The organism is Iodobacter fluviatilis (assembly GCF_900451195.1).
GTDB classification, from domain to species: domain Bacteria; phylum Pseudomonadota; class Gammaproteobacteria; order Burkholderiales; family Chitinibacteraceae; genus Iodobacter; species Iodobacter fluviatilis.
The window spans coordinates 268,848-289,986 of the sequence record NZ_UGHR01000001.1 but is presented as its reverse complement, the minus strand read 5'-3'; the positions used below and the strand labels follow the sequence as shown (position 1 = coordinate 289,986).

At 48.5% G+C, this 21,139-nt stretch carries 22 protein-coding genes; 8 read left to right on the top strand and 14 right to left on the bottom strand.

Features of this window, described 5'->3' with window-relative positions; genetic code table 11:
* Positions 1-17 precede the first annotated feature (17 nt).
* The 4 genes from pstS to pstB all read left to right on the top strand — a co-directional run bounded on the left by pstS (position 18) and on the right by pstB (position 3,757).
* On the top strand, positions 18-1,058 hold the full coding sequence (gene pstS, locus DYD62_RS01265; RefSeq protein ID WP_115225710.1) for a phosphate ABC transporter substrate-binding protein PstS: 1,041 nt from the start codon (positions 18-20) through the stop codon (positions 1,056-1,058).
* A gap of 104 nt (positions 1,059-1,162) precedes the next feature.
* A complete protein-coding gene (gene pstC / locus DYD62_RS01260) occupies positions 1,163-2,119 on the top strand; it encodes a phosphate ABC transporter permease subunit PstC (RefSeq protein WP_115225709.1) in 957 nt (318 codons plus the stop codon).
* An 8-nt stretch (positions 2,120-2,127) separates the two neighbouring features.
* A complete protein-coding gene (gene pstA / locus DYD62_RS01255; protein ID WP_115225708.1) occupies positions 2,128-2,964 on the top strand; it encodes a phosphate ABC transporter permease PstA in 837 nt (278 codons plus the stop codon).
* Positions 2,965-2,989: 25 nt separating this feature from the next.
* Positions 2,990-3,757, top strand: coding sequence for a phosphate ABC transporter ATP-binding protein PstB (gene pstB, locus DYD62_RS01250; RefSeq protein WP_115225707.1), 768 nt, complete (start codon positions 2,990-2,992; stop codon positions 3,755-3,757).
* Positions 3,758-3,870: 113 nt separating this feature from the next.
* On the opposite strand, the gene DYD62_RS01245 is transcribed toward pstB, so the two are convergent.
* The 5 genes from DYD62_RS01245 to rlmE all read right to left on the bottom strand — a co-directional run bounded on the left by DYD62_RS01245 (position 3,871) and on the right by rlmE (position 9,385).
* Positions 3,871-4,173 carry a BON domain-containing protein gene (locus tag DYD62_RS01245; RefSeq protein ID WP_233702854.1) on the bottom strand — a complete coding sequence of 101 codons (303 nt, stop codon included), beginning with the start codon at positions 4,171-4,173 and terminating at the stop codon, positions 3,871-3,873.
* A gap of 186 nt (positions 4,174-4,359) precedes the next feature.
* Complete coding sequence (gene glmM, locus DYD62_RS01240; RefSeq protein WP_115225706.1) at positions 4,360-5,721, bottom strand: phosphoglucosamine mutase; 1,362 nt, start codon at positions 5,719-5,721, stop codon at positions 4,360-4,362.
* Positions 5,722-5,805: 84 nt separating this feature from the next.
* Entirely contained in the window at positions 5,806-6,630 is an 825-nt protein-coding gene (gene folP / locus DYD62_RS01235) for a dihydropteroate synthase (protein WP_115228167.1), read from the bottom strand.
* A gap of 97 nt (positions 6,631-6,727) precedes the next feature.
* Positions 6,728-8,647: an ATP-dependent zinc metalloprotease FtsH gene (gene ftsH, locus DYD62_RS01230; RefSeq protein ID WP_115225705.1), complete on the bottom strand. Its 1,920-nt coding sequence runs from the start codon at positions 8,645-8,647 to the stop codon at positions 6,728-6,730.
* 117 nt (positions 8,648-8,764) lie between these two features.
* A complete protein-coding gene (rlmE, locus tag DYD62_RS01225; RefSeq protein WP_099398516.1) occupies positions 8,765-9,385 on the bottom strand; it encodes a 23S rRNA (uridine(2552)-2'-O)-methyltransferase RlmE in 621 nt (206 codons plus the stop codon).
* A gap of 37 nt (positions 9,386-9,422) precedes the next feature.
* Here rlmE and yhbY point away from each other — a divergent pair, with 37 nt between their 5' ends.
* A complete protein-coding gene (gene yhbY / locus DYD62_RS01220) occupies positions 9,423-9,737 on the top strand; it encodes a ribosome assembly RNA-binding protein YhbY (RefSeq protein ID WP_099398517.1) in 315 nt (104 codons plus the stop codon).
* Positions 9,738-9,787: 50 nt separating this feature from the next.
* On the opposite strand, the gene DYD62_RS01215 is transcribed toward yhbY, so the two are convergent.
* The 5 genes from DYD62_RS01215 to DYD62_RS01195 all read right to left on the bottom strand — a co-directional run bounded on the left by DYD62_RS01215 (position 9,788) and on the right by DYD62_RS01195 (position 16,059).
* The gene (locus DYD62_RS01215; protein WP_115225704.1) at positions 9,788-10,231 is read right to left on the bottom strand and encodes a DUF4149 domain-containing protein; all 444 of its coding nucleotides are present in this window, start codon (positions 10,229-10,231) and stop codon (positions 9,788-9,790) included.
* 150 nt (positions 10,232-10,381) lie between these two features.
* On the bottom strand, positions 10,382-10,864 hold the full coding sequence (greA, locus tag DYD62_RS01210; RefSeq protein WP_099398519.1) for a transcription elongation factor GreA: 483 nt from the start codon (positions 10,862-10,864) through the stop codon (positions 10,382-10,384).
* Positions 10,865-10,990: 126 nt separating this feature from the next.
* A complete protein-coding gene (carB, locus tag DYD62_RS01205; protein ID WP_115225703.1) occupies positions 10,991-14,212 on the bottom strand; it encodes a carbamoyl-phosphate synthase large subunit in 3,222 nt (1,073 codons plus the stop codon).
* A 61-nt stretch (positions 14,213-14,273) separates the two neighbouring features.
* Positions 14,274-15,410 carry a glutamine-hydrolyzing carbamoyl-phosphate synthase small subunit gene (gene carA / locus DYD62_RS01200; protein ID WP_115225702.1) on the bottom strand — a complete coding sequence of 379 codons (1,137 nt, stop codon included), beginning with the start codon at positions 15,408-15,410 and terminating at the stop codon, positions 14,274-14,276.
* Between the two features lie 169 nt (positions 15,411-15,579).
* A complete protein-coding gene (locus DYD62_RS01195) occupies positions 15,580-16,059 on the bottom strand; it encodes a glutathione peroxidase (protein WP_115225701.1) in 480 nt (159 codons plus the stop codon).
* 23 nt (positions 16,060-16,082) lie between these two features.
* Here DYD62_RS01195 and DYD62_RS01190 point away from each other — a divergent pair, with 23 nt between their 5' ends.
* Positions 16,083-16,517: a DUF1841 family protein gene (locus DYD62_RS01190; RefSeq protein WP_115225700.1), complete on the top strand. Its 435-nt coding sequence runs from the start codon at positions 16,083-16,085 to the stop codon at positions 16,515-16,517.
* 191 nt (positions 16,518-16,708) lie between these two features.
* Here DYD62_RS01190 and DYD62_RS01185 read toward each other — a convergent pair whose 3' ends face one another.
* Genes DYD62_RS01185 through cyaY form a run of 3 tightly spaced genes read right to left on the bottom strand, consistent with a single transcriptional unit; the run spans position 16,709 to position 18,868 of the window.
* Positions 16,709-18,145, bottom strand: a complete 1,437-nt coding sequence (locus tag DYD62_RS01185) for a M48 family metalloprotease (protein WP_115225699.1) — start codon at positions 18,143-18,145, stop codon at positions 16,709-16,711.
* A gap of 1 nt (position 18,146) precedes the next feature.
* Entirely contained in the window at positions 18,147-18,557 is a 411-nt protein-coding gene (locus tag DYD62_RS01180; protein ID WP_115225698.1) for a YqaA family protein, read from the bottom strand.
* On the bottom strand, positions 18,557-18,868 hold the full coding sequence (gene cyaY / locus DYD62_RS01175) for an iron donor protein CyaY (protein WP_115225697.1): 312 nt from the start codon (positions 18,866-18,868) through the stop codon (positions 18,557-18,559). Before cyaY ends, DYD62_RS01180 begins: the two co-directional genes overlap by 1 nt.
* Positions 18,869-18,930: 62 nt before the next feature.
* Between cyaY and lptM the strand changes: the two genes are divergently transcribed.
* Positions 18,931-19,059, top strand: coding sequence for an LPS translocon maturation chaperone LptM (gene lptM, locus DYD62_RS24345; RefSeq protein WP_115225696.1), 129 nt, complete (start codon positions 18,931-18,933; stop codon positions 19,057-19,059).
* Positions 19,060-19,282: 223 nt separating this feature from the next.
* Here lptM and DYD62_RS01165 read toward each other — a convergent pair whose 3' ends face one another.
* Positions 19,283-19,723, bottom strand: a complete 441-nt coding sequence (locus DYD62_RS01165; protein ID WP_207916261.1) for an Lrp/AsnC family transcriptional regulator — start codon at positions 19,721-19,723, stop codon at positions 19,283-19,285.
* A 128-nt stretch (positions 19,724-19,851) separates the two neighbouring features.
* Here DYD62_RS01165 and lysA point away from each other — a divergent pair, with 128 nt between their 5' ends.
* Positions 19,852-21,084 (top strand): diaminopimelate decarboxylase, encoded by a 1,233-nt coding sequence (gene lysA, locus DYD62_RS01160; protein ID WP_115225694.1) that lies wholly within the window; start codon positions 19,852-19,854, stop codon positions 21,082-21,084.
* The last annotated feature ends 55 nt before the right edge of the window (positions 21,085-21,139 follow it).

Sequence of the window (21,139 nt, the reverse complement as noted above, 5' to 3'; positions counted from 1 at the left end):
CTTCGGAGTTTCTAGTAATGGCACTTGCACGCAAACTAATTGTCACTATCGGCCTTACTGCCGGCCTGTTCACACATGCTATCGCGGCAGACATTACTGGCGCAGGTGCGACCTTCCCGTATCCGCTGTACGCAAAATGGGCGGAAATGTACAAAGCTAAGACGGGTACCGGGCTGAACTATCAGTCGATTGGTTCGGGTGGTGGTATCAAGCAAATTCAAGCCAAAACAGTTGATTTTGGCGCTTCCGATATGCCTTTAAAACCAGAAGAATTAAATAAACAGGGCCTGCTGCAATTTCCAACCGTTATCGGTGGTGTTGTACCGGTCGTGAATATTCCTGGCGTTCACCCAGGCCAGCTGAAGCTTACTCCGCAAGTATTGACAGATATTTTCTTGGGCAAAATCAAGAAATGGAATGACCCTGCGATTGTTGCGCTGAATTCTGGCGTTACACTGCCAGAGCAAAACATCACTGTTGTCCGCCGCTCTGACGGCTCAGGCACAACGTTTGTATTTGCTGACTACCTGTCCAAAGTTTCAGCAGAATGGAAAGAAAAAGTAGGCGCAAATACCTCCCTACAATGGCCGGTTGGTGTTGGTGGCAAGGGCAATGAAGGCGTTTCCAACTACGTACAACGCATCAAAGGCGCGATTGGTTATGTTGAGTTTGCTTACGCAAAACAAAACAAGCTCGCTCACACTCAGCTGCAAAACCGTGACGGCGCCTTTGTTCAGCCTTCAGAAGACGCTTTTGTTGCAGCAGCAGCAGGTGCAGACTGGAAAAATGCCCCGGGCATGTATTTGCTAACGACCAATTCGGCAGGCAAAACATCATGGCCTATCGCCAATCCAACCTTCATTCTGATGCACAAAAAGCAAGACAAGCCAGCTCAGGCGCTTGAAGTGCTGAAGTTCTTTGATTGGGCTTATGGCAACGATGCTGACAAAGTAGCCCTTGATTTAGATTACATCCCTATGCCAGACAGCGTTGTTAATCTGATCAAGGCAAACTGGAAAGCCCAAATCACTGATGGCTCTGCTCCAGTTTGGAAATAAGCCCGCCATTACTGTGACAACCGTGTTGTTGCATGTCTAAACACAACAGGAGCCATGATGCTCCTGTTGTGTTGTTGTGAAGCCTCGGTGGAATGGAGATTTTAATGCCGAATCAAAATCAACGAATGAAACAGCAGCGCCTGCAAGATGCTCTGTTCGTCGGTAGTACGCGTTTCTTTGCTTTTTTTGTACTTGCTTTATTAAGCGGTATTATTCTTTCTTTATTATATGGTGCAATGCCCAGCATCAAACACTTTGGCTTAAGCTTTATCACATCAGAAAGCTGGAATCCGGTTACAGAAGAATTCGGTGCATGGCCATCTATTCGCGGCACTTTAATTTCTTCTTTTATTGCTTTAATTATTGCAGTTCCAGTGAGCTTTGGTATTGCAATTTTTCTGACTGAATTATCCCCTATCTGGCTGCGCCGTCCGCTGGGTGTGGCCATTGAATTACTTGCCGGTGTGCCTTCTATTATTTATGGCATGTGGGGTTTATTTGTATTTGCTCCATTGTTTGCCGATCATGTCCAGCCATGGCTCACAGAAACAACTGCTAATTGGCCCTTTATTGGGGAGCTGTTTGTTGGTGCACCGATGGGTATTGGTATGTTTACTGCCAGCCTGATTCTATCCATTATGGTCATTCCATATATCACATCGGTTATGCGTGATGTGTTTGAAGTTGTGCCACCTATGCTCAAAGAATCTGCATATGGCCTTGGCTCAACAACATGGGAAGTCGTTTGGAATGTAGTTGTACCCTTTACAAAAAACGGAATTATTGGCGGTGTTATGCTGGGCTTAGGCCGGGCATTAGGCGAGACAATGGCCATTACCTTTGTGATTGGTAATTCACAGGCAAAAATGAGCTCCTTATTTGATCCTGCTACCACCATTTCAGCCACTCTGGCCAATGAGTTTACCGAAGCCAATGGCGAGCTTTATGTTTCATCGCTAATTGAATTAGGTTTACTGCTTTTCTTTATCACCTTTGTGGTACTCGTCCTTTCCAAATTATTATTGCTGCGTTTACAGCGTAATGAAGGCGCAAACTCGTGAGGCACCCTATGAATATTTATAATCGCCGCCGCGCAATCAATTACCTGAGCTTAACCCTTTCCATTATTGCCATGGCCTTTGGCTTATTCTGGTTATTCTGGATTATGTTTACGCTATTTAAAAACGGTCTTCCCGGCTTAACCCTGTCGACCTTTACCCAGACAACCCCGGCACCGGGCAGCGCAGGTGGTTTATCCAATGCAATTTTGGGCAGTTTACAGATGTCGATTATTGGTGTGGCCATTGGGACACCAGTTGGCATTCTGGCCGGAACCTATTTAGCCGAATTTGGAAATAAAGGCTGGCTGGCCCCCACCACCCGGTTTATTAACGACATTCTGCTTTCTGCGCCATCCATTGTGATTGGTCTGTTTATTTTTGAAATGTATGTGGCTCACGCTCAGCATTTCTCTGGCTGGGCAGGCTCTTTGGCCCTAGCTATTTTGGTGATTCCTGTGGTGCTCAGAACCACAGAAAACATGCTGCGTTTGGTGCCTACTGCAATGCGTGAAGCCGCTTATGCGCTGGGTGCACCACAATGGAAAATGGTTTTGTTTGTGACCTTGCGTGCAGCAAAAGCGGGTGTTGCAACAGGGATTTTACTTGCGATTGCCCGTATTCTGGGTGAAACAGCCCCACTGCTCTTTACTGCACTGAATAACCAGTTCTACTCCAATATGAACCAGCCGATGTCTAATTTACCGGTAGTCATCTTCCAGTTTGCGATGAGCCCGTATGATGAATGGCATCAATTAGCCTGGACAGGTGCTTTATTAATTGGCCTGTTTGTACTCGGTTTAAACATTATTGCGCGCGTCATGCTGCGCGAACCGAAACAAAACTAATAAATCAATACGGAACAGCTTAATCATGATTACTAAAAATCCCGCAAAACTTGCGATTAAAAATCTTAACTTTTTTTATGGCAACTTCCACGCCTTAAAAAATGTAAATCTGGATATTCAGGAAGGTAAAGTTACTGCGTTTATTGGCCCTTCTGGTTGTGGTAAATCAACCTTGCTGCGCACATTTAATCGCATGTACGATCTTTATCCAAAGCTACGTGCAGAGGGTGAAATCATCCTGAATGGTAAGAACATTTTAGAAAACGACGTTGATTTGAATATGCTGCGTGCCAAGGTTGGCATGGTATTTCAGAAGCCCACACCGTTCCCAATGTCTATTTATGACAATATTGCTTTTGGCGTAAAATTATATGAAACCCTGCCAAAATCAGAAATGGACGACCGGGTTGAATGGGCATTGCAAAAAGCAGCCCTTTGGAATGAAGCCAAAGATAAGCTTAAGCAATCAGGCTTAAGCTTATCTGGCGGTCAGCAACAACGTTTATGTATTGCCCGTGCGATTGCTGTTAAGCCGGAAATTTTATTACTGGATGAACCAACATCTGCGCTCGATCCTATTTCTACTGCACACGTTGAAGAGCTGGTTCATGAATTAAAGCAAGATTACACCATCGCAATGGTGACGCATAATATGCAGCAGGCCGCACGTGTTTCAGACATTACTGCTTATATGTATTTAGGTGAGCTGATTGAGGTAGGTGAAACAGATACCATCTTTACCACGCCTAAAGTTAAAGCAACTGAAGATTATATTACCGGCAAATTTGGTTAATTTAACCTTCATATCAAAAAAGCGAGCTTTATGCTCGCTTTTTTTACGCCTATGCTCAGGCCATAAAAAAGGCAGCCTAAGCTGCCTTTTTAGTATTTAAAAACTAAATCTAATTAGTTTTTAGGAACGATATTATTAAATACGTAACGTACGCCTTTAACCTGCTCTGCAACATTGCCAGCGCGCGCCATTTGTTCACCCTCATCAACGCTGCCTTCAATCGTTACATCTGCTTCTTTACCTTTAACTTTTAAATTAAATTTTTGCAGAACCAAATCGTTATCCAAATTACCTTTAACGGCTGCAGCTAATGCATCACCAGTCAAAGCCGGAATAGCAGGTGTATCTGCAGCACTCACTGTGCCCATAGCAAAAACAAAAGCACTGGATACCAAAATCAGGCGGGCTAATTTCATAAGATCATTCTCTCAGATTGTTGTGACAACAGATAACCCTGTTGCAGGCCATTAACTAATACGATTCTAAAAGGATTAAGTTACAGAATTGTTTAATTGCCATGACAAATCATTAAAAGAATGCCCTTACATTTCAAGAAAATACAAGTCCGCCCTTAATCCTGCGGACCAGTCAGCCCTTTCTGTTTAATCTGCAGTGGCCTCGCTACTCACAACCTTTGCAATTCGCTCTGCCCAATCACGGGCAATAGCCGCATCGGTATGCTCTACCATCACCCGCACAACAGGCTCGGTACCAGAAGGACGCAGCAAGACCCGCCCTTCTTCCCCCATTGCTTCTTCTGCTTTGATAACTTCAGCCTTAATTAATTCTGAGGCATGGCAATCAAAACCTTTAGCAATACGGACATTTTTAAGCACTTGCGTCGAGAGCACCAGATCATGGCAATACTGAGCCAGAGTTTTACCGCTTTCTTTTAAGGCTTGCAGCACTTGCAGGGCAGAGACAATGCCGTCCCCTGTGGAATGTTTATCAAGGCAGAGCAAATGCCCGGAGCCTTCTCCGCCCACCAACCAGTTATTCGCCAATAATTTTTCCAGAACATAACGATCGCCTACTTTAGCGCGTTCGAATCCAATACCACGTGCTTTCAGGCCATTTTCTACGCCTAAATTAGTCATGAGCGTACCAACCACGCCAGCCCCTAAAGTGCCTTTATCCTGGCGGTAGCAAGCCAGCGCATAAAGTAGCTGGTCACCATCAACAATGGTGCCATCACGGTCAATCATAATCAGTCGATCACCATCGCCATCAAGTGAGATACCAAAATCAGCACCTTCGGACAGTACGGCTTTACGTGCGGTTTCCGGGTGAGTGGCCCCTACTTCTTCATTAATATTGTAGCCATTGGGCGTTACGCCAATCTTAATGACTTCAGCGCCCAGCTCATGAAATACATGGGGAGCGATATCGTAAGTTGCACCATGGGCGCAATCGACGACCAGCTTTAAGCCGCGCAGATCCAGCTCATTTGGAAAAGTGGATTTGCAAAACTCGATATAACGGCCTGCCGCATCGTCTACACGCCAGGATTTACCAATTTTCTTAGGTGAAACACAAGGCTGCACTTCATCAATCGCAGCTTCAATGGCCAACTCCACATCATCCGCAAGTTTTTTGCCACCTGCGCCAAAAAACTTGATCCCATTATCGTGATAAGGATTGTGTGATGCAGAAATCACAACGCCAGCGGACAAGCGCAAGGCGCGTGTTAAATAGGCGATCCCTGGGGTAGGCAGAGGCCCTGTGAGGTAAACATCCACACCAGCGGCATTTAAACCCGCCTGCAAGGCGGCTTCCAGCATATATCCTGACACACGGGTATCTTTTCCAATCAGCACAGCGGCATGATCACCATTGCCACGCTTACTTTCTGCCGCAAGTACTTTACCAGCGGCATAACCTAGCTTCATCGCAAACTCAGGGGTAATCGGATATTCACCCACTAAACCACGCACACCATCTGTTCCAAAATACTTGCGACCCATTCTTTACCCCAATCATCATTAATGTGCATTTTTACTCATTCTGAGAAGAAGAGTATTGCTCAACAACAAACTACCAACTGGCAATTATTGTAAGGCATGCAAAATTTTTAAAGCATCCACTGTTTCCCGAACATCATGGACACGAATAACTGCTGAGCCCGCTTGTGCGGCCATCAGTGCTGCTGCAACACTGCTAGGCATTCTGTCAGCCACAGACTGCCCTGTAATTTGCCCCAGCATGCTTTTACGTGAAACACCGATCAATAATGGTGTTGCCAAACGCTCTTTCAGCTGCGGTAAAGATTTAAAGAGCGCGATATTATGCTCCAGCGTTTTACCAAAACCAAATCCCGGATCCAGCAACAGCCGGTTGTGTGATACGCCTGCAGCTAATGCAGCATCCCGCCTTGCCGCCAGATAGGACAGCACCTCTGCCACCACATCCTGATAACAGGGTGTTGCCTGCATACTGCGCGGATCTCCCTGCATATGCATCAGACAAATTGCCGCATTACTTTGCGCAAGCAGTTCCAAAGCCCCTTCATCTTCTAACGCAGCAATATCATTCACCAGATCCACCCCTGCATCTAAAGCAGCACGCATAACAGTGGATTTACGTGTATCAATGGACAATGGGATATTTAAGCTTTGCAGCGATTTAATCACCGGAATAACCCGGCTCATTTCCTCTTCTGCAGGAACAAAAGCCGCACCAGGCCGGGTCGATTCACCGCCGATATCTAAGATATCAGCACCATCACCTAGTAATTTTTCTGCGTGGGCTAAAGCAGCATCAATTTGCTTGTAATGCCCGCCATCAGAAAAAGAATCAGGTGTGACATTCAAAATACCCATGACCAAGGGCCGATCCAGCTCCAAACTAAAACGCCCGCATTGCAACGCTTTCATCATATTCCTCGAAATCAGTCTTTTTAAATAGCCGCTTTCAGCACTGCTGGCACAAAAAAGGCGGCCCGTGAGGCCGCCCATTTTACTTACAACCCAATTACGCTTCTGTTGCCGGAGTTGTAATCACAGGAGTTGCTGGTGCTTCACCACTTGGGCGATCACCGCCACTGGGTGCATTAGGCTTTACAGGTAAAGCCTTAGGTGGCTTTGGAGTACGCCCTTGCATAATGTCTTCGATCTGCTCTGCATCGATGGTTTCCCACTCCAGCAGGGCTGCAGTCATCGCTTCCACTTTATCGCGATTATCTTCCAGCAAGCGACGGGCTAAGCCGTATTGCTCATCAATAATGCGGCGAATTTCAGCATCAACCTGCTGCATAGTCGCTTCAGACATATTCTTATGCGTCGTTACTGAGCGGCCCAAGAATACTTCACCTTCGTTTTCACCGTAAACCATCGGGCCTAGAGCATCAGTCATGCCGTAACGAGTCACCATATCGCGTGCTAAAGAAGTAGCACGCTCAAAGTCATTCGATGCGCCAGTGGTCATCTGATTCATAAACAATTCTTCGGCTATACGGCCACCAAACAGAATGGCAATACGGTCCATCAGATAGCCACGATCATAAGCATAGCGATCTGCTTCTGGCAGCTGCATGGTTACACCCAGCGCACGGCCACGAGGAATGATCGTCACTTTATGCACGGGATCAGACTTAGGTAAAAGCTTAGCCACAACAGCATGGCCTGATTCGTGATAAGCCGTGTTTTGCTTTTCTTCTTCGCTCATCACCATGGTGCGACGTTCCGCACCCATCATGATTTTATCTTTAGCCGACTCAAAGTCATCCATATCAACCAAGCGTTTTACACGGCGGGCTGCAAACAACGCTGCTTCATTCACCAGATTGGCAAGGTCAGCACCAGAGAAGCCAGGCGTACCACGGGCAATCACTTGCGCATCCACATCGTTAGAGATCGGCACTTTACGCATATGCACGCCAAGAATCTGCTCACGGCCACGGATATCCGGCAAGGACACCATCACCTGACGATCAAAACGACCCGGGCGCAGCAAGGCAGGATCAAGCACATCAGGACGGTTGGTTGCTGCAATCACCATAATGCCGGAATTGCCTTCAAAACCATCCATCTCAACCAGCATCTGGTTCAGCGTTTGTTCGCGCTCGTCATTACCACCGCCCATACCGGCACCGCGCTGACGACCTACAGCATCAATTTCATCGATAAAGATAATGCATGGTGCATTTTTCTTGGCATTTTCAAACATATCGCGAACACGGGCAGCACCCACACCCACAAACATCTCAACGAAATCTGAACCAGAAATACTAAAGAACGGCACTTTAGCTTCACCAGCAATCGCTTTAGCCAGCAGAGTCTTACCCGTACCCGGAGGGCCAACCAGCAGGATACCGCGTGGCATACGGCCGCCTAAGCTCTGATATTTGCTCGGGTCGCGCAGATAATCAACGATTTCTGATACATCAGCCTTGGCTTCATCGCAGCCCGCTACATCTGCAAAGGTAATCACATTGGTCGCTTCGTCTAAAAGACGCGCCTTTGATTTACCAAAACTGAATGCACCGCCTTTACCGCCACCTTGCATCTGGCGCATAAAGAAGACCCACACACCAATCAAGAGCAGCATAGGGAACCAGTTGATGAATAAATTCATCAGGAAGCTAGGTTCTTCTTCCGCTTTGGCCGCAAACTTCACGTTGTGCTTGATCAGCGTATCAACCATACGAAAATCAAATGGAGCCAGTGTAGAAAACGCCGTGCCATCGTTGCGCTTGCCTTTGATGATCTGACCACGAATCGGGTTGCCCTCGATTTCTGCGCTCGCAATACGATCAGCCTCTACATCGGCCATAAATTGTGAATACGCCACTTGCCCGCTTGCATCTTGCTTGCGGGAAAACTGATTAAAGACTGTCATCAATACCAGACCAATGACAAGCCAGATGGCGATGTTCTTGCCGAGATTGTTCACGGCGCTACTCCTGATTATCCCCAAGGGGATGAAAGAAAAAATTCCACGCGTTTATGGCTGGCAGTCTGCCTAAGCTTAGCACTGCCTGCTGCAGGTACTTAAATCCAACAAGCTGTTTCAGGCTTTTTTTTGCCTGCCGAGCAAATAAGTTTCATTGCTACGATCACGCGAAGCCTTAGGGTTACGGGTTACAACACTAGTAAATGTCTCACGCATGGCATTCATGTACTCGGTAAAACCATAACCCTGGAATACCTTGACCAGAAAATACCCATTTGGTTTCAATTGTTCACGAACAAATTCCAAAGCCAGCTCACATAAATACATACTGCGAGCCTGATCCATCACCGCGTTACCCGTTATATTGGGGGCCATATCGCAAATCACAAGGTCTACCTGACGACCAGCAAGTAATTCTGTGTACTGAGCCAGCACTTCTTCATCTCTGAAATCCCCCTGAATGAAGTCCACCCCCCTGATTGGCGTCATATCCAGTAAGTCTAGCGCAAAAACGCGGCCAGATTCACCCACATGCTGACTGGCGACTTGCGACCAGCTTCCGGGTGCGGCACCCAGATCGGCCACCCACAGTCCTTGTTTGAATAATTTATCTTTTTCATTAATCTCAAGCAGCTTATAAGCAGCGCGCGCGCGGTAGCCCTCTTTTTTCGCCTGATGAACATAATGATCGTTGACGTGTTCCTTCATCCACGCATTACTGGAATTGCTACGAGCCATGAGGTAAAATTGCCTGTTTAGTCAAGGATTTGAAACAATGGAACTCACATCGGATCAGCGTCGCCATCTGAAAAGCTTGGCTCATCATATCGATCCAGTCGTGATGATCGGGAATAATGGCCTGGCAGACGCGGTAATCCGCGAAATTGCTGTTAATTTAGATGCACATGAACTCATTAAGATCCGAGTTCTGGGCGATGATCGTGCCCTGCGTGAAGAATACATGCAAAAGATCTGCTCTGAGTTAGGTGCTTCTGCCGTTCAACACATTGGTAAGCTATTAATTGTTTACCGTGCATCGAACAGCGACAAGCCACGAATCGTACTACCCAAGGCAAAAAAAGCCAAATAAACGGGTTTTACATACGTTAGGGCGACTCAGGTCGCCCTAATCTTTTGTGTCTAGCGATCACTATCTGACCATATGTAAATTATACCAAACACACTTTGCAACAGATAAATCAAGCTCGAAATAGTATGCCACTGCGCTAATCCCCCGCCAAACACGCCTTCTGCTGCCGTGCTTACTGCAGGCTTTAAACTGGCAATTAAGGGAAAGATAGCAAACTGATTAATCAGGGTGCAAAACAGCATCCCCATCACCAGCCAGAACTTACCACTCTGGAATCCTCGCATACCCATCTGCCAGACACACCAAATGGCCAGATACACGCCTGCAACAATCCCCACCCAACCAATCGCATGAAACAGCTTTCCTGCCACCATGCCTGCAGTCGCTTTATCTAAGCTTGCAAACAAAGCAGGAGCTGCGATAACGCCTATGGTCCACATACCGCCAATCCACAGTACGGTGAGAAGGTTTTTTAAACCTGAACCTAAGCCCATTGCATTCCCAGATTAAATAGTCAGTTGAAAATGTCATAACAAGCTGAAGTACCCGGCAAAATGACAAAAAACCATCGCCCACGCTGGCAATAAGATTTTAAGCCATTTCCGGCATACGATCAGTGCAAGGTACAGCTTGCGCCAATGCTTTTAAATATATTTTACGTCGAGTACTTCATACTCGCGAATCCCGCCCGGAGCAACGACCTCGGCAACATCACCGGCATACTTACCGATCAAGGCACGGGCGATAGGGCTGGATACAGAGATTTTAAATTCTTTAATTTCAGCCTCATCGTCACCCACAATCTGGTAGGTCACTTTATTGCTGGTTTCAAGATCTTCAAGATCAACCGTTGCGCCAAATACCACGCGGCCTTCGGCGGTTTCTGCAAGGCTGGCAGGCTCGATCAGCTGTGCATTGGAAAGCTTACTTTCCAATTCAGCGATACGGCCTTCAACGAAGCCTTGTTTTTCTTTCGCTGCATCATATTCAGCGTTTTCCGACAAATCACCGTGCGAACGCGCCTCGGCAATCGCTGCAATCACAGAAGGACGTTCTACGCTCTTCAGATTTTGCAGTTCGGCTTTCAGTTTTACCGCACCTTGTACGGTGAGCGGAATTTTTATCATTTCTTTACAGTCTCCATCCAAAAAGAAGAGCCGCCGTCACGAGTGGACGGCGGCTTTTACTTAAGTTCCAGCGGGTGATATCTGACTAAGGTAAAACATCATCCACGAACCTTAGGGCGTAAATTATCAGTGTTTGATCGTACGATGCAAGCCCTGCAGATCATAAACCCGCATTTCACCCAAATCACGCATACCAATACATGCCGCTTTTGCACCTGCAATCGTTGTAAACACGGGTAAGCGGGCCTTCATGGCTTCATGGCGAATCGAGTAAGAATCCTGAATGGCCTGGCGACGTTCGTCGACAGTATTTACAATCATGGCGATTTCACCATTTTTGATCATGTCCACAATATGCGGACGCCCTTCGGTAACTTTATTCACACTCTGAACAACAACGCCCGCTTCACCGATGGCTGCAGCAGTACCCTTGGTCGCAAAAACTTTAAAGCCCAAGTCTGTCAGCACCCTAGCACACTCTAAAGCACCTGCCTTATCGCCATCTTTCACGGATACAAACACATTACCCTGTGTTGGCAATGCCACCCCTGCAGCGAGCTGCGATTTTACAAAAGCTTCCGCAAATGTATCACCTACGCCCATCACTTCACCGGTCGACTTCATTTCCGGGCCAAGAATAGAATCTACGCCTGGGAATTTAATAAACGGAAATACCGCTTCTTTAACCGAGAAGTACGGAGGAATCACTTCGCGCGTCACGCCTTGCGACGCAAGGCTTTGCCCGGCCATACAACGTGCGGCAATTTTAGCTAATGGCAGGCTCGTTGCCTTAGACACATAAGGCACAGTGCGTGAGGCACGCGGATTGACCTCAAGTACAAACACGATAGCAGCATCGCCCTTGCCCTGAATCGCAAACTGTACATTCATCAAGCCAACCACATTCAGGCCTTTTGCCATCAAAACAGTCTGACGGCGTAACTCATCCTGAATTTCTGCGGATAAGCTAAATGGAGGCAGGGAGCAAGCTGAGTCACCAGAGTGCACGCCAGCTTGTTCGATGTGCTCCATAATGCCGCCGATCAAGACATCGGTGCCATCACAAATCGCATCCACATCCACTTCAATAGCGTCATTCAGGAAGCGGTCGAGCAGCACAGGGCTGTCATTTGATACCTTCACAGCTTCACGCATATAGCGCTCTAAATCAGACTGCTGATGCACGATTTCCATCGCACGGCCGCCCAATACATAAGAAGGGCGAACCACCAGCGGGTAGCCAATTTCAGCAGCCAGCAGTAGTGCATCGCGCTCATTACGCGCAGTGCGGTTAGGCGGCTGACGTAGACCTAAATCCTGCAGCAATTTCTGGAAGCGCTCGCGATCTTCAGCGGCATCAATCATATCTGGCGTAGTACCAATAATGGCCACACCGTTTGCTTCCAGCGCACGGGCTAATTTAAGCGGAGTCTGGCCGCCATATTGCACGATCACGCCTTCAGGCTTTTCGATATTAACGATTTCCAACACGTCTTCAAGTGTCAGCGGCTCAAAATACAAGCGATCAGAGGTATCGTAATCGGTAGATACGGTTTCCGGATTACAGTTCACCATGATGGTTTCAAAACCATCTTCACGCAGTGCCAGTGCGGCATGCACGCAGCAATAATCAAACTCAATCCCCTGGCCGATGCGGTTTGGTCCGCCGCCCAGAATCATAATTTTGCGTTTATCGGTAGGTGCAGCTTCGCACTCTTCTTCGTATGTGGAATACATATACGCAGTATCGGTAGAGAATTCAGCCGCACACGTATCCACACGCTTATACACTGGGCGAATCTTCAGAGCATGACGCGCTTTACGCACCGCGGCCTGATCGGTATCCAGCAAGGCCGCCAGACGACGATCCGAGAAGCCCTTGCGCTTTAAGCGGCGCATGGTGGCGTAGTCAATTGACTCAAGCGCCGTACCGCGAATCGCGTTTTCTTCATGAACAAGATCTTCGATCTGGCGCAAGAACCAAGGATCAATCTTAGTCAGATTGAAAACTTCATCCATGCTCATGCCAACGCGGAAGGCATCTGCCACGTACCAGATACGCTCCGGGCCTGGCGTGGCAATTTCTGCTTCGATCACGCTGCGATCAGTGGTCATTTCATCAAAACCAGACATGCCGGTTTCTAAGCCACGCAAAGCTTTTTGCATGGATTCCTGAACGCTGCGGCCAATCGCCATCACCTCACCCACCGACTTCATTTGCGTGGTCAGCTTGTCATTGGCTTGCGGGAATTTTTCGAAAGCAAAACGCGGGATTTTTGTTACAACGTAATCAATCGAAGGCTCGAACGAGGCCGGTGTTTTGCCACCGGTGATTTCGTTTTGTAATTCATCCAGAGTAAAGCCCACTGCCAGCTTGGCAGCCACTTTAGCAATTGGGAAACCCGTTGCTTTAGAGGCCAGCGCTGAAGAGCGGCTTACGCGTGGATTCATTTCAATAACGATCATCTCGCCATTTTCTGGGTTAGTGGCAAACTGAACGTTTGAGCCACCCGTATCCACGCCAATCTCACGCAATACCGCCAAAGAGGCGTTACGCATGATTTGATATTCTTTATCGGTCAGCGTTTGCGCAGGAGCCACGGTGATCGAGTCCCCTGTATGCACGCCCATCGGATCAAAGTTTTCAATCGAGCAGATAATGATGCAATTGTCGGCGCGGTCACGCACCACTTCCATCTCGTACTCTTTCCAGCCCAATACCGATTGCTCGATCAGCAATTCATTGGTTGGCGAGGCTTCAAAGCCACGATCACAGATTTCCAGGAACTCTTCGCGGTTATAAGCAATACCGCCGCCCGATCCACCCATGGTAAACGAAGGGCGAATCAGTGTAGGAAACCCAACCGAGGCCTGCACAGCCAGCGCTTGTTCCATATTATGAGCAATGCCCGATTTTGGCGTAGACAGGCCAATTTTGGTCATTGCATCTTTAAACTTACCGCGGTCTTCCGCCTTATCGATGGCATCCGGCTTAGCGCCAATCATTTCTACATTGTACTTTTCCAGTACGCCATTGCGCCACAGATCCAGCGCGCAATTCAGAGCAGTCTGACCACCCATTGTTGGGAGCAGCGCATCCGGACGCTCTTTCTCAATAATTTTTTCAACCATCTGCCAGGTGATTGGCTCGATGTAAGTCACGTCCGCCATATTCGGGTCGGTCATGATGGTGGCAGGATTGCTGTTCACCAAAATAACGCGGTAACCCTCTTCACGTAGCGCCTTACATGCCTGCGCTCCGGAATAGTCAAACTCACAAGCCTGGCCGATCACAATCGGGCCAGCACCAATGATTAAGATGCTTTTTAAATCTGTACGTTTTGGCATTGCTCTACCCTCAAACCACTATTCGCTAGGCTGTGCAGCCAGAAGCCACACAGTACGCCCCTTAAACCGCTGCTTTTTGCTCGCGCATCAAACCAATAAATTTATCGAACAGATAAGCTACATCGGTTGGCCCTGGGCTTGCTTCCGGGTGCCCCTGGAAAGAAAACGCAGGTTTGTCTGTCAAGGCAATCCCTTGCACTGTGCCGTCAAACAGGGAGCGATGTGTCACCGTTACATTGGCTGGCAAGCTGGTTTCATCCACCTGAAAGCCATGATTCTGGCTGGTGATCATCACATGCTTGCTGGCTAAATCCTGCACAGGATGATTTGCACCATGATGGCCAAACTTCATCTTGCTGGTTTTAGCGCCACTGGCAAGACCCAGTAACTGATGGCCAAGGCAAATACCAAACACGGGTAAATGAGCCGCCAGAATGGCTTTAATCGCGCTAATCGCGTAATCACAAGGCTCAGGATCGCCCGGGCCATTTGATAAAAACACACCATCCGGCTTCAGAGCCAACACTTCGCTGGCAGGCGTTTGAGCAGGCACAACGGTTAATTTGCAGCCACGTTCAGCCAGCATGCGCAAAATGTTGTACTTCACGCCAAAATCGTAGGCAACAACGTGGAATTCTGGATTTGTTTGCGCGGTATAACCCGCGCCCAGCTTCCATTCACCTGTTGTCCATGCAAAAGATTCTTTGCAGCTCACCACTTTAGCCAGATCTTGCCCTGCCATTGAGCCAAAAGACTTGGCCTTTTCAACAGCAGCAGCCGCATCGATATTGTCACCAGTAACAATACAACCTGGCTGGGCACCTTTGCTGCGCAAAATACGAGTGAGCTTACGGGTATCAATATCTGCAATCGCCACAACATTATTCTTAACGAGATAATCGCCAAGACTCATATCAGAGCGGAAATTAGAATGTAAGAGTGGCAAATCACGAATGATCAGGCCTGCGGCAAACACGGAATGTGACTCAACGTCTTCCGGGCTTACGCCGTAGTTACCGATATGTGGGTAGGTCAAAGTGACCATTTGCTTGGTATACGATGGATCGGTCAGGATTTCCTGATAACCGGTCATCGCCGTATTGAACACGACCTCACCAATGGTTGAGCCATCGCATCCGATGGAAATACCATGAAAGAGGGTGCCGTCGGCAAGCGCAAGAAGGGCTGGTTTTGACACAGGCGGCTCCTGGGCATTGCGCCCACAAGATTGAGTTCGGATATTTCTGAGGATGGCAAAACGGGATAGCCCCAGCTATCCCGCTCGCACAAAATTGAGCCACATTGTACCGCAAAAGCCCTTATCCATCAACGTAATAAGGCATGGCTATTAGCAATAGTCGCCATGCTTACAGCAGCTTTTCAATCTCAGCACTAAGTTCTTCGGGTTTTGTCATCGGAGCAAAGCGATCTACCACCTTACCTTGCTTATCCAGTAAAAATTTACTGAAATTCCACTTAACCGCCTCAATACCCAACAGACCAGGTTTTTCATTTTTTAGCCACGTAAAGAGCGGAGCTGCGTTTTCTCCATTTACATCCACCTTGGCAAACAGAGGAAAGCTCACATTGAATTTAGTGGTGCAAAAATCCAGGATTTCCGCTTCACTGCCCGGCTCCTGTGCACCAAACTGATTACACGGAAAACCCAGCACCACAAAACCACGGTCTTTATATTGCTCATAAAGAGCTTGCAAACCTTCATACTGCGGCGTAAAGCCACATTGACTCGCCACATTCACCACCAAAACCACCGAACCGGCATACTGAGCCAAATCAACCGTTTCCCCGGCCATGCCTTGCACGCTAAAATCACCGATATTGCTCATTGTTTATCCTCAGTAGAGAAAATATGTTATTTAACCCATCCCGCGATGAAGCCCGCCGCTTTTTTATTCAAGCATGGCAGAAACATCAAGCGAATGCGCCGCTGGCCGACATCGAAAAAATAATCGCGGGCATATTGCTGCATCACCCCGAATACCAGCCGATTCTATCTGAAGAATACTTAGATAAAGACTGGCCCCCCGAATATGGCGAAACCAATCCTTTTTTGCATATCAGTATGCATCTGGCGATTGAAGAGCAAATCTCGATCGATCAGCCTGCTGGCGTAAAAGCCTTATATCAGCAGCTCTACGAGAGATTATCGCTGGAACACACCGCCCTGCACGCCATGATGGATGGTTTGGGTGAAATGATGTGGCAGGCCCAAAGAAACAACACCCCGCCCGACCCTGAAGTGTATTTAGAAATACTGCGTTTTAAGGTGGGGCAGTTGAAATAGACAGCTATACGCATCACTAAAGACAAGAACATAGCAAAAAAGCCGATTTTTATAGGGTGTGCATTCGTTTTTCTTACGCACCGTTCTTTGGTGAGCAACGACGGTGTCGTTGCTCACCCTATAAAAACGGCTTCACTCCATAACAAAAGCTTAACTTGATGCGCATAAGGGCAGTTAAAATAGGCACGGCCTTACTTAGCCAAAGGAATTTGTGCCTGCTTCAGTTCTTTTAAACGCGCCTCAATCGCCGATAAAAGATAAAAATCACCAGCACCGGCATTTTGCGCCTGCTGCAGCTGCTCAATCGCTGCGGTGTATTCGCCAAGGCGGGTGTAGTACTCGGCTTGGGCCTGATGGTGGCGTACCGCATCACCCCGTGCATTTTGGATTTTGGAAATACGCTGCCAGAGGTATGCGTCTGAAGGATACAGCTCGCTGGCATACTGGGCGCTGGCCAAGGCATCGCCCAATTGCTGGTTGGCAATCAGCGCGTCAATTTCGCCATAAACAAGTGCGCGGCTGGCGGGGAAGCGTTTGCTGGCCTCTTTAAAGATTTGCAGCGCGTCGCTTGGGCGCTTTTGTGCAAGGCGGATGCTACCAGCCAAATATTCTAATGAAGAATGCGCTTTACCTAAGGCTTGTTTGGACTTTTGCAAAGATGCCCATGCACCCTCGGCATCAAAGGCCGCTAATTGTGCCAAAGCCAGGCCATAGAGGTGCGATGGTAGATGAGCATATTTTTTTTCGCTCAGTGTTTTGCGATAGTAATTCAGCGCGTCTTGTTCATCCATCTGCAAGAAGCGTGCTTTTTCGCGCACAAATAAGAAATCTAAGGAATCTTTAAACTGCTGGTATGGCTTATCTTTTAAACGGGCCTGCGCGTCGCTGATTCGCTTATAAGTCACGGGGTGGGTGCGTAAAAATTCGGGCGCATTCCCCTCGCCCAGTCGTGAGTTTTTTTGCATGCGATCAAAAAAGGTGGGCATGGCCGCCTGATCAAACCCCGCCTTTTGCAAGGTCTGCATGCCAAGCCGGTCGGCTTCTTGCTCAAACATATAGGTGTAATCCAGCTGGCGCTGGATCATATACGCTTGGCTGCCCATCAAGCCTGCCATCGCTACATCGCCTTTACCCGCACTTGCAGCCACAATAGCAAGGCCCAAAGCTGCTAACGTCACCCAAGGTGCCATTTTTTGCCCTTCCAAAAGACGGGCAAAGTGATGCTGGGTGACGTGGGCAATTTCATGCGAGAGCACAGAAGCCAGCTCCGATTCATGCTGAGCCAGCACGATTAGGCCGGTATGCACGCCAACAAGGCCGCCGGGAATAGCAAAGGCATTGATGCTGCGATCGAGCATGGGAAAGAAAACAAAATTGGTTTCGGTTTCACCACTTGCATCCAGTAAGCGCCCGCCAAGCTGGCGCAAATAAGCAACCAGCTCTGGGTCTTCGCTCATAGCGCCGCTGCGTCGCAACTCACGCATGGCCGACTCGCCAATCTGCCGCTCCTGCAAAGAGCTTAAGCCTTCTTGCGAGGATTCACCCAAATTGGGCAACAGCACATCGGCCTGCAGGGGTGCAGAAACCAGGCTTGCCGCCAGAATCAATGCCAATAAACGTCGGGACAAATTAAGCTCCTATCAGCCAGCTTGCTGCACCCGCCAACACCAGATAGCGTGCGGCTTTACCTAATAACATCCACAGCGCAACCTGCCGCCAGGGCCAACGCAACCAGCCGGCCACACCACATAAAACATCACCCACCACGGGCAGCCAGGTCAGCAGTAAACTCACAGGGCCAATCCGCTCTGCCCAAGCCACAGCCTTTCCCTTGGGCGCGGCAGGCAGACGGCGGCCCATCCATACCGTGAGCAAGCCGCCCAGCGTATTACCGGCCGTCACCACTAGCAAGGCAGGAATTAATCCTTGGGAATTAAAGTGCAGATAGGCCAAGAGGGCCGCTTCAGAATTACCTGGCAATAAGGTGGCAGATAAAAAAGCCGAAGCAAACAAACCCGACAGCCACGCTGGCTCAATCATCAAAAGCGAAACTTTTCCTGAGCATGGGCGCTGATGGCTTGGCTTAAATCGGCAAAAAACTCACCTGCTTCACGGGTGCTTTGCCAGACACCATCCAGCAAGCGATAGTGATAACCACCAGAGCGGGCTGCAATCCATAGCTCTTGGTTGGCGGAATGGCGATTTACAATAATTTTGCTGCGATCTTCAAATTCGATTTCTAATACATTGCCTGAAAGCAAGGTATCTACATCTAACTCACTATCATCCAGTGCCGCTTCAATTTTTGCGAATACGCTATCGCTGAGGTCTAGAAACTCGGACTCGGTCATTCAATCTATTCCCTGCATGTTAGTATTGCGATTCTGCCACTAAATACTGACCAGTAGCCAAAATGATACGTGCGCTGTTATTACTCTTGACCATTACCACTCTTACAGCCTGCGGTTTTAAAGGGGGCCTCTACCTGCCTGAAAAGCCAGCCAGCACCACGGCCAGTGCACCAGCTGCATCCAACAAATAAGCTTGGCTGGCCATTTTGAGCCCGCGAACCCAAGCGTTTCTAAAGATACTTCTGTTTGCCAGTGAGAAAAAAGAGGCCACAGAGAAAACTATTTTCCTCCTCTGAGAAACGCGGTGTTCTCTGTGGTTCGAGACTTTGTTCCCGCAGCTTTAAGTGGCAGCGTGATAAGTAAGAGCGTTAAATGAGCAACATCCTGTGGGCACGATAAAACGCTGTGCCCACCCTACATGATAGAAATCGTTTTCCCCAGCACATGGGTGGTTAAAACAATCGCGGTGGAGGTTGAGCCAAATACATTCAGCTCATTAATAATGCGCTGCAAGTGCTCTACATCCATGGCCAGCACCCGCATCACTGCGCCATCCTCACCCGTCACCGTATAGCAATCGATAATCTCCGGGCAATCTGCCACAAATTGCGCATAGGGCCTGCCTTGCTGGGTAGATAATCTAATCATCGCGGTAATCTGATAGCCCAAGGCCTTGGGGTTAATATCCGCCCGATAGCCACGAATCACATTACTGCTCTCCAGCCTTTTAATGCGCTCCGAAACAGCAGGCTGGCTAAGATGTACTTGCCGGCCAATTTCTGCATGCGATATGCGCGCATCGGTTTGCAAGATTTGCAGAATTTTCTGGTCAAAAACATCTATTTTCGGATTCATAGGCATACTCGGCTTATTTCCAGTGATACACAGGGTGAATCTGGCATTTACTTATGAAATGCCCTGTATTCCAAACGAATACCTTGCTAAATTATAAGTCCATTATATCTACTTAACTGCGCCAAGCCATGATATCAAATAGCCAGATCGCCCGGATTGCCGACCAATTTTCTACCCCCTGCTGGGCCTATGATGCGGGCACTATTCGGGCGCAAATTGCTCGTCTACGCCAATTTGATGTGATTCGCTTTGCGCAAAAAGCCTCCAGTAATATCCATTTACTTAAACTGATGCGTGAAGAAGGCGTTTTGGTGGATTCGGTTTCGCTAGGCGAAGTCGAGCGCGCACTGGCAGCAGGCTTTGTGCCAGATAGCACGGCCCAGCATGCGCCAATTGTTTTTACGGCCGATCTATTAGACAAAAAAGCACTGGCACGCGTGGTGGAGCTGAATATCCCAGTGAACTGTGGCTCGCCGCAAATGCTGGAACAACTAGGGCAAGCGCATGCTGGGCATCCGGTTTGGCTACGTATCAACCCCGGCTTTGGCCACGGCCACAGCCGTAAAACCAATACCGGTGGCGAGCAAAGTAAGCACGGTATTTGGTTTGAGCATCTTGCGACCAGCCTAGCAATCATCGCCCAATACCAGCTCAAGCTGATCGGCCTGCATATGCATATTGGCTCGGGCGTCGATTACGATCATTTGCAAAGTGTTTGCGATGCAATGATTGCCCAAGTCAAAACCTGCGCTCAGGACTTATCCGCAATCTCTATCGGCGGCGGCCTATCGATTCCTTACCAAGCTGGTGAAGCAATCGTCGATACCGATCACTACTTCCAGATTTGGGATAAGGCTCGTCAGGAAATTGAAGCCCATTTGGGCCACAAGATCAGCATGGAAATCGAACCCGGCCGCTTTTTAGTCGCGCAGTCGGGCTGCTTGATTTCTGAGCTACGCGCACAAAAACAAGTAGGCAATAACTTTTTTGCTCTGGTTGATGCCGGTTTTAATGATCTGGCCCGCCCAGCGATGTATGGCAGCTATCACCGTATCAGCAGCTATGCGCCTGATGGCACACCACGCGGTGGCGCACTCCGCCCCACTGTTGTAGCTGGGCCTTTATGCGAATCAGGTGATGTATTTACCCAGATTGAAGGCGGAGAAGTCACCACTCAGGATTTACCCCATTGCGAAATCGGCGATTTACTGGTGTTTCACGACACTGGCGCATACGGCGCCAGCATGTCGTCCAATTACAATTCGCGCCCGCTCATTCCTGAAGTGCTGGTTGATGGGGATCAGATCACTCAGATACGCCGGCGCCAGACGGTGCAGGAATTGATTGCGCTAGAGATGTAAGCGTAAATCCAGTGTGTTTTGATGTTTTTAGCAGGAGTGCCTTTATGCGAATGGC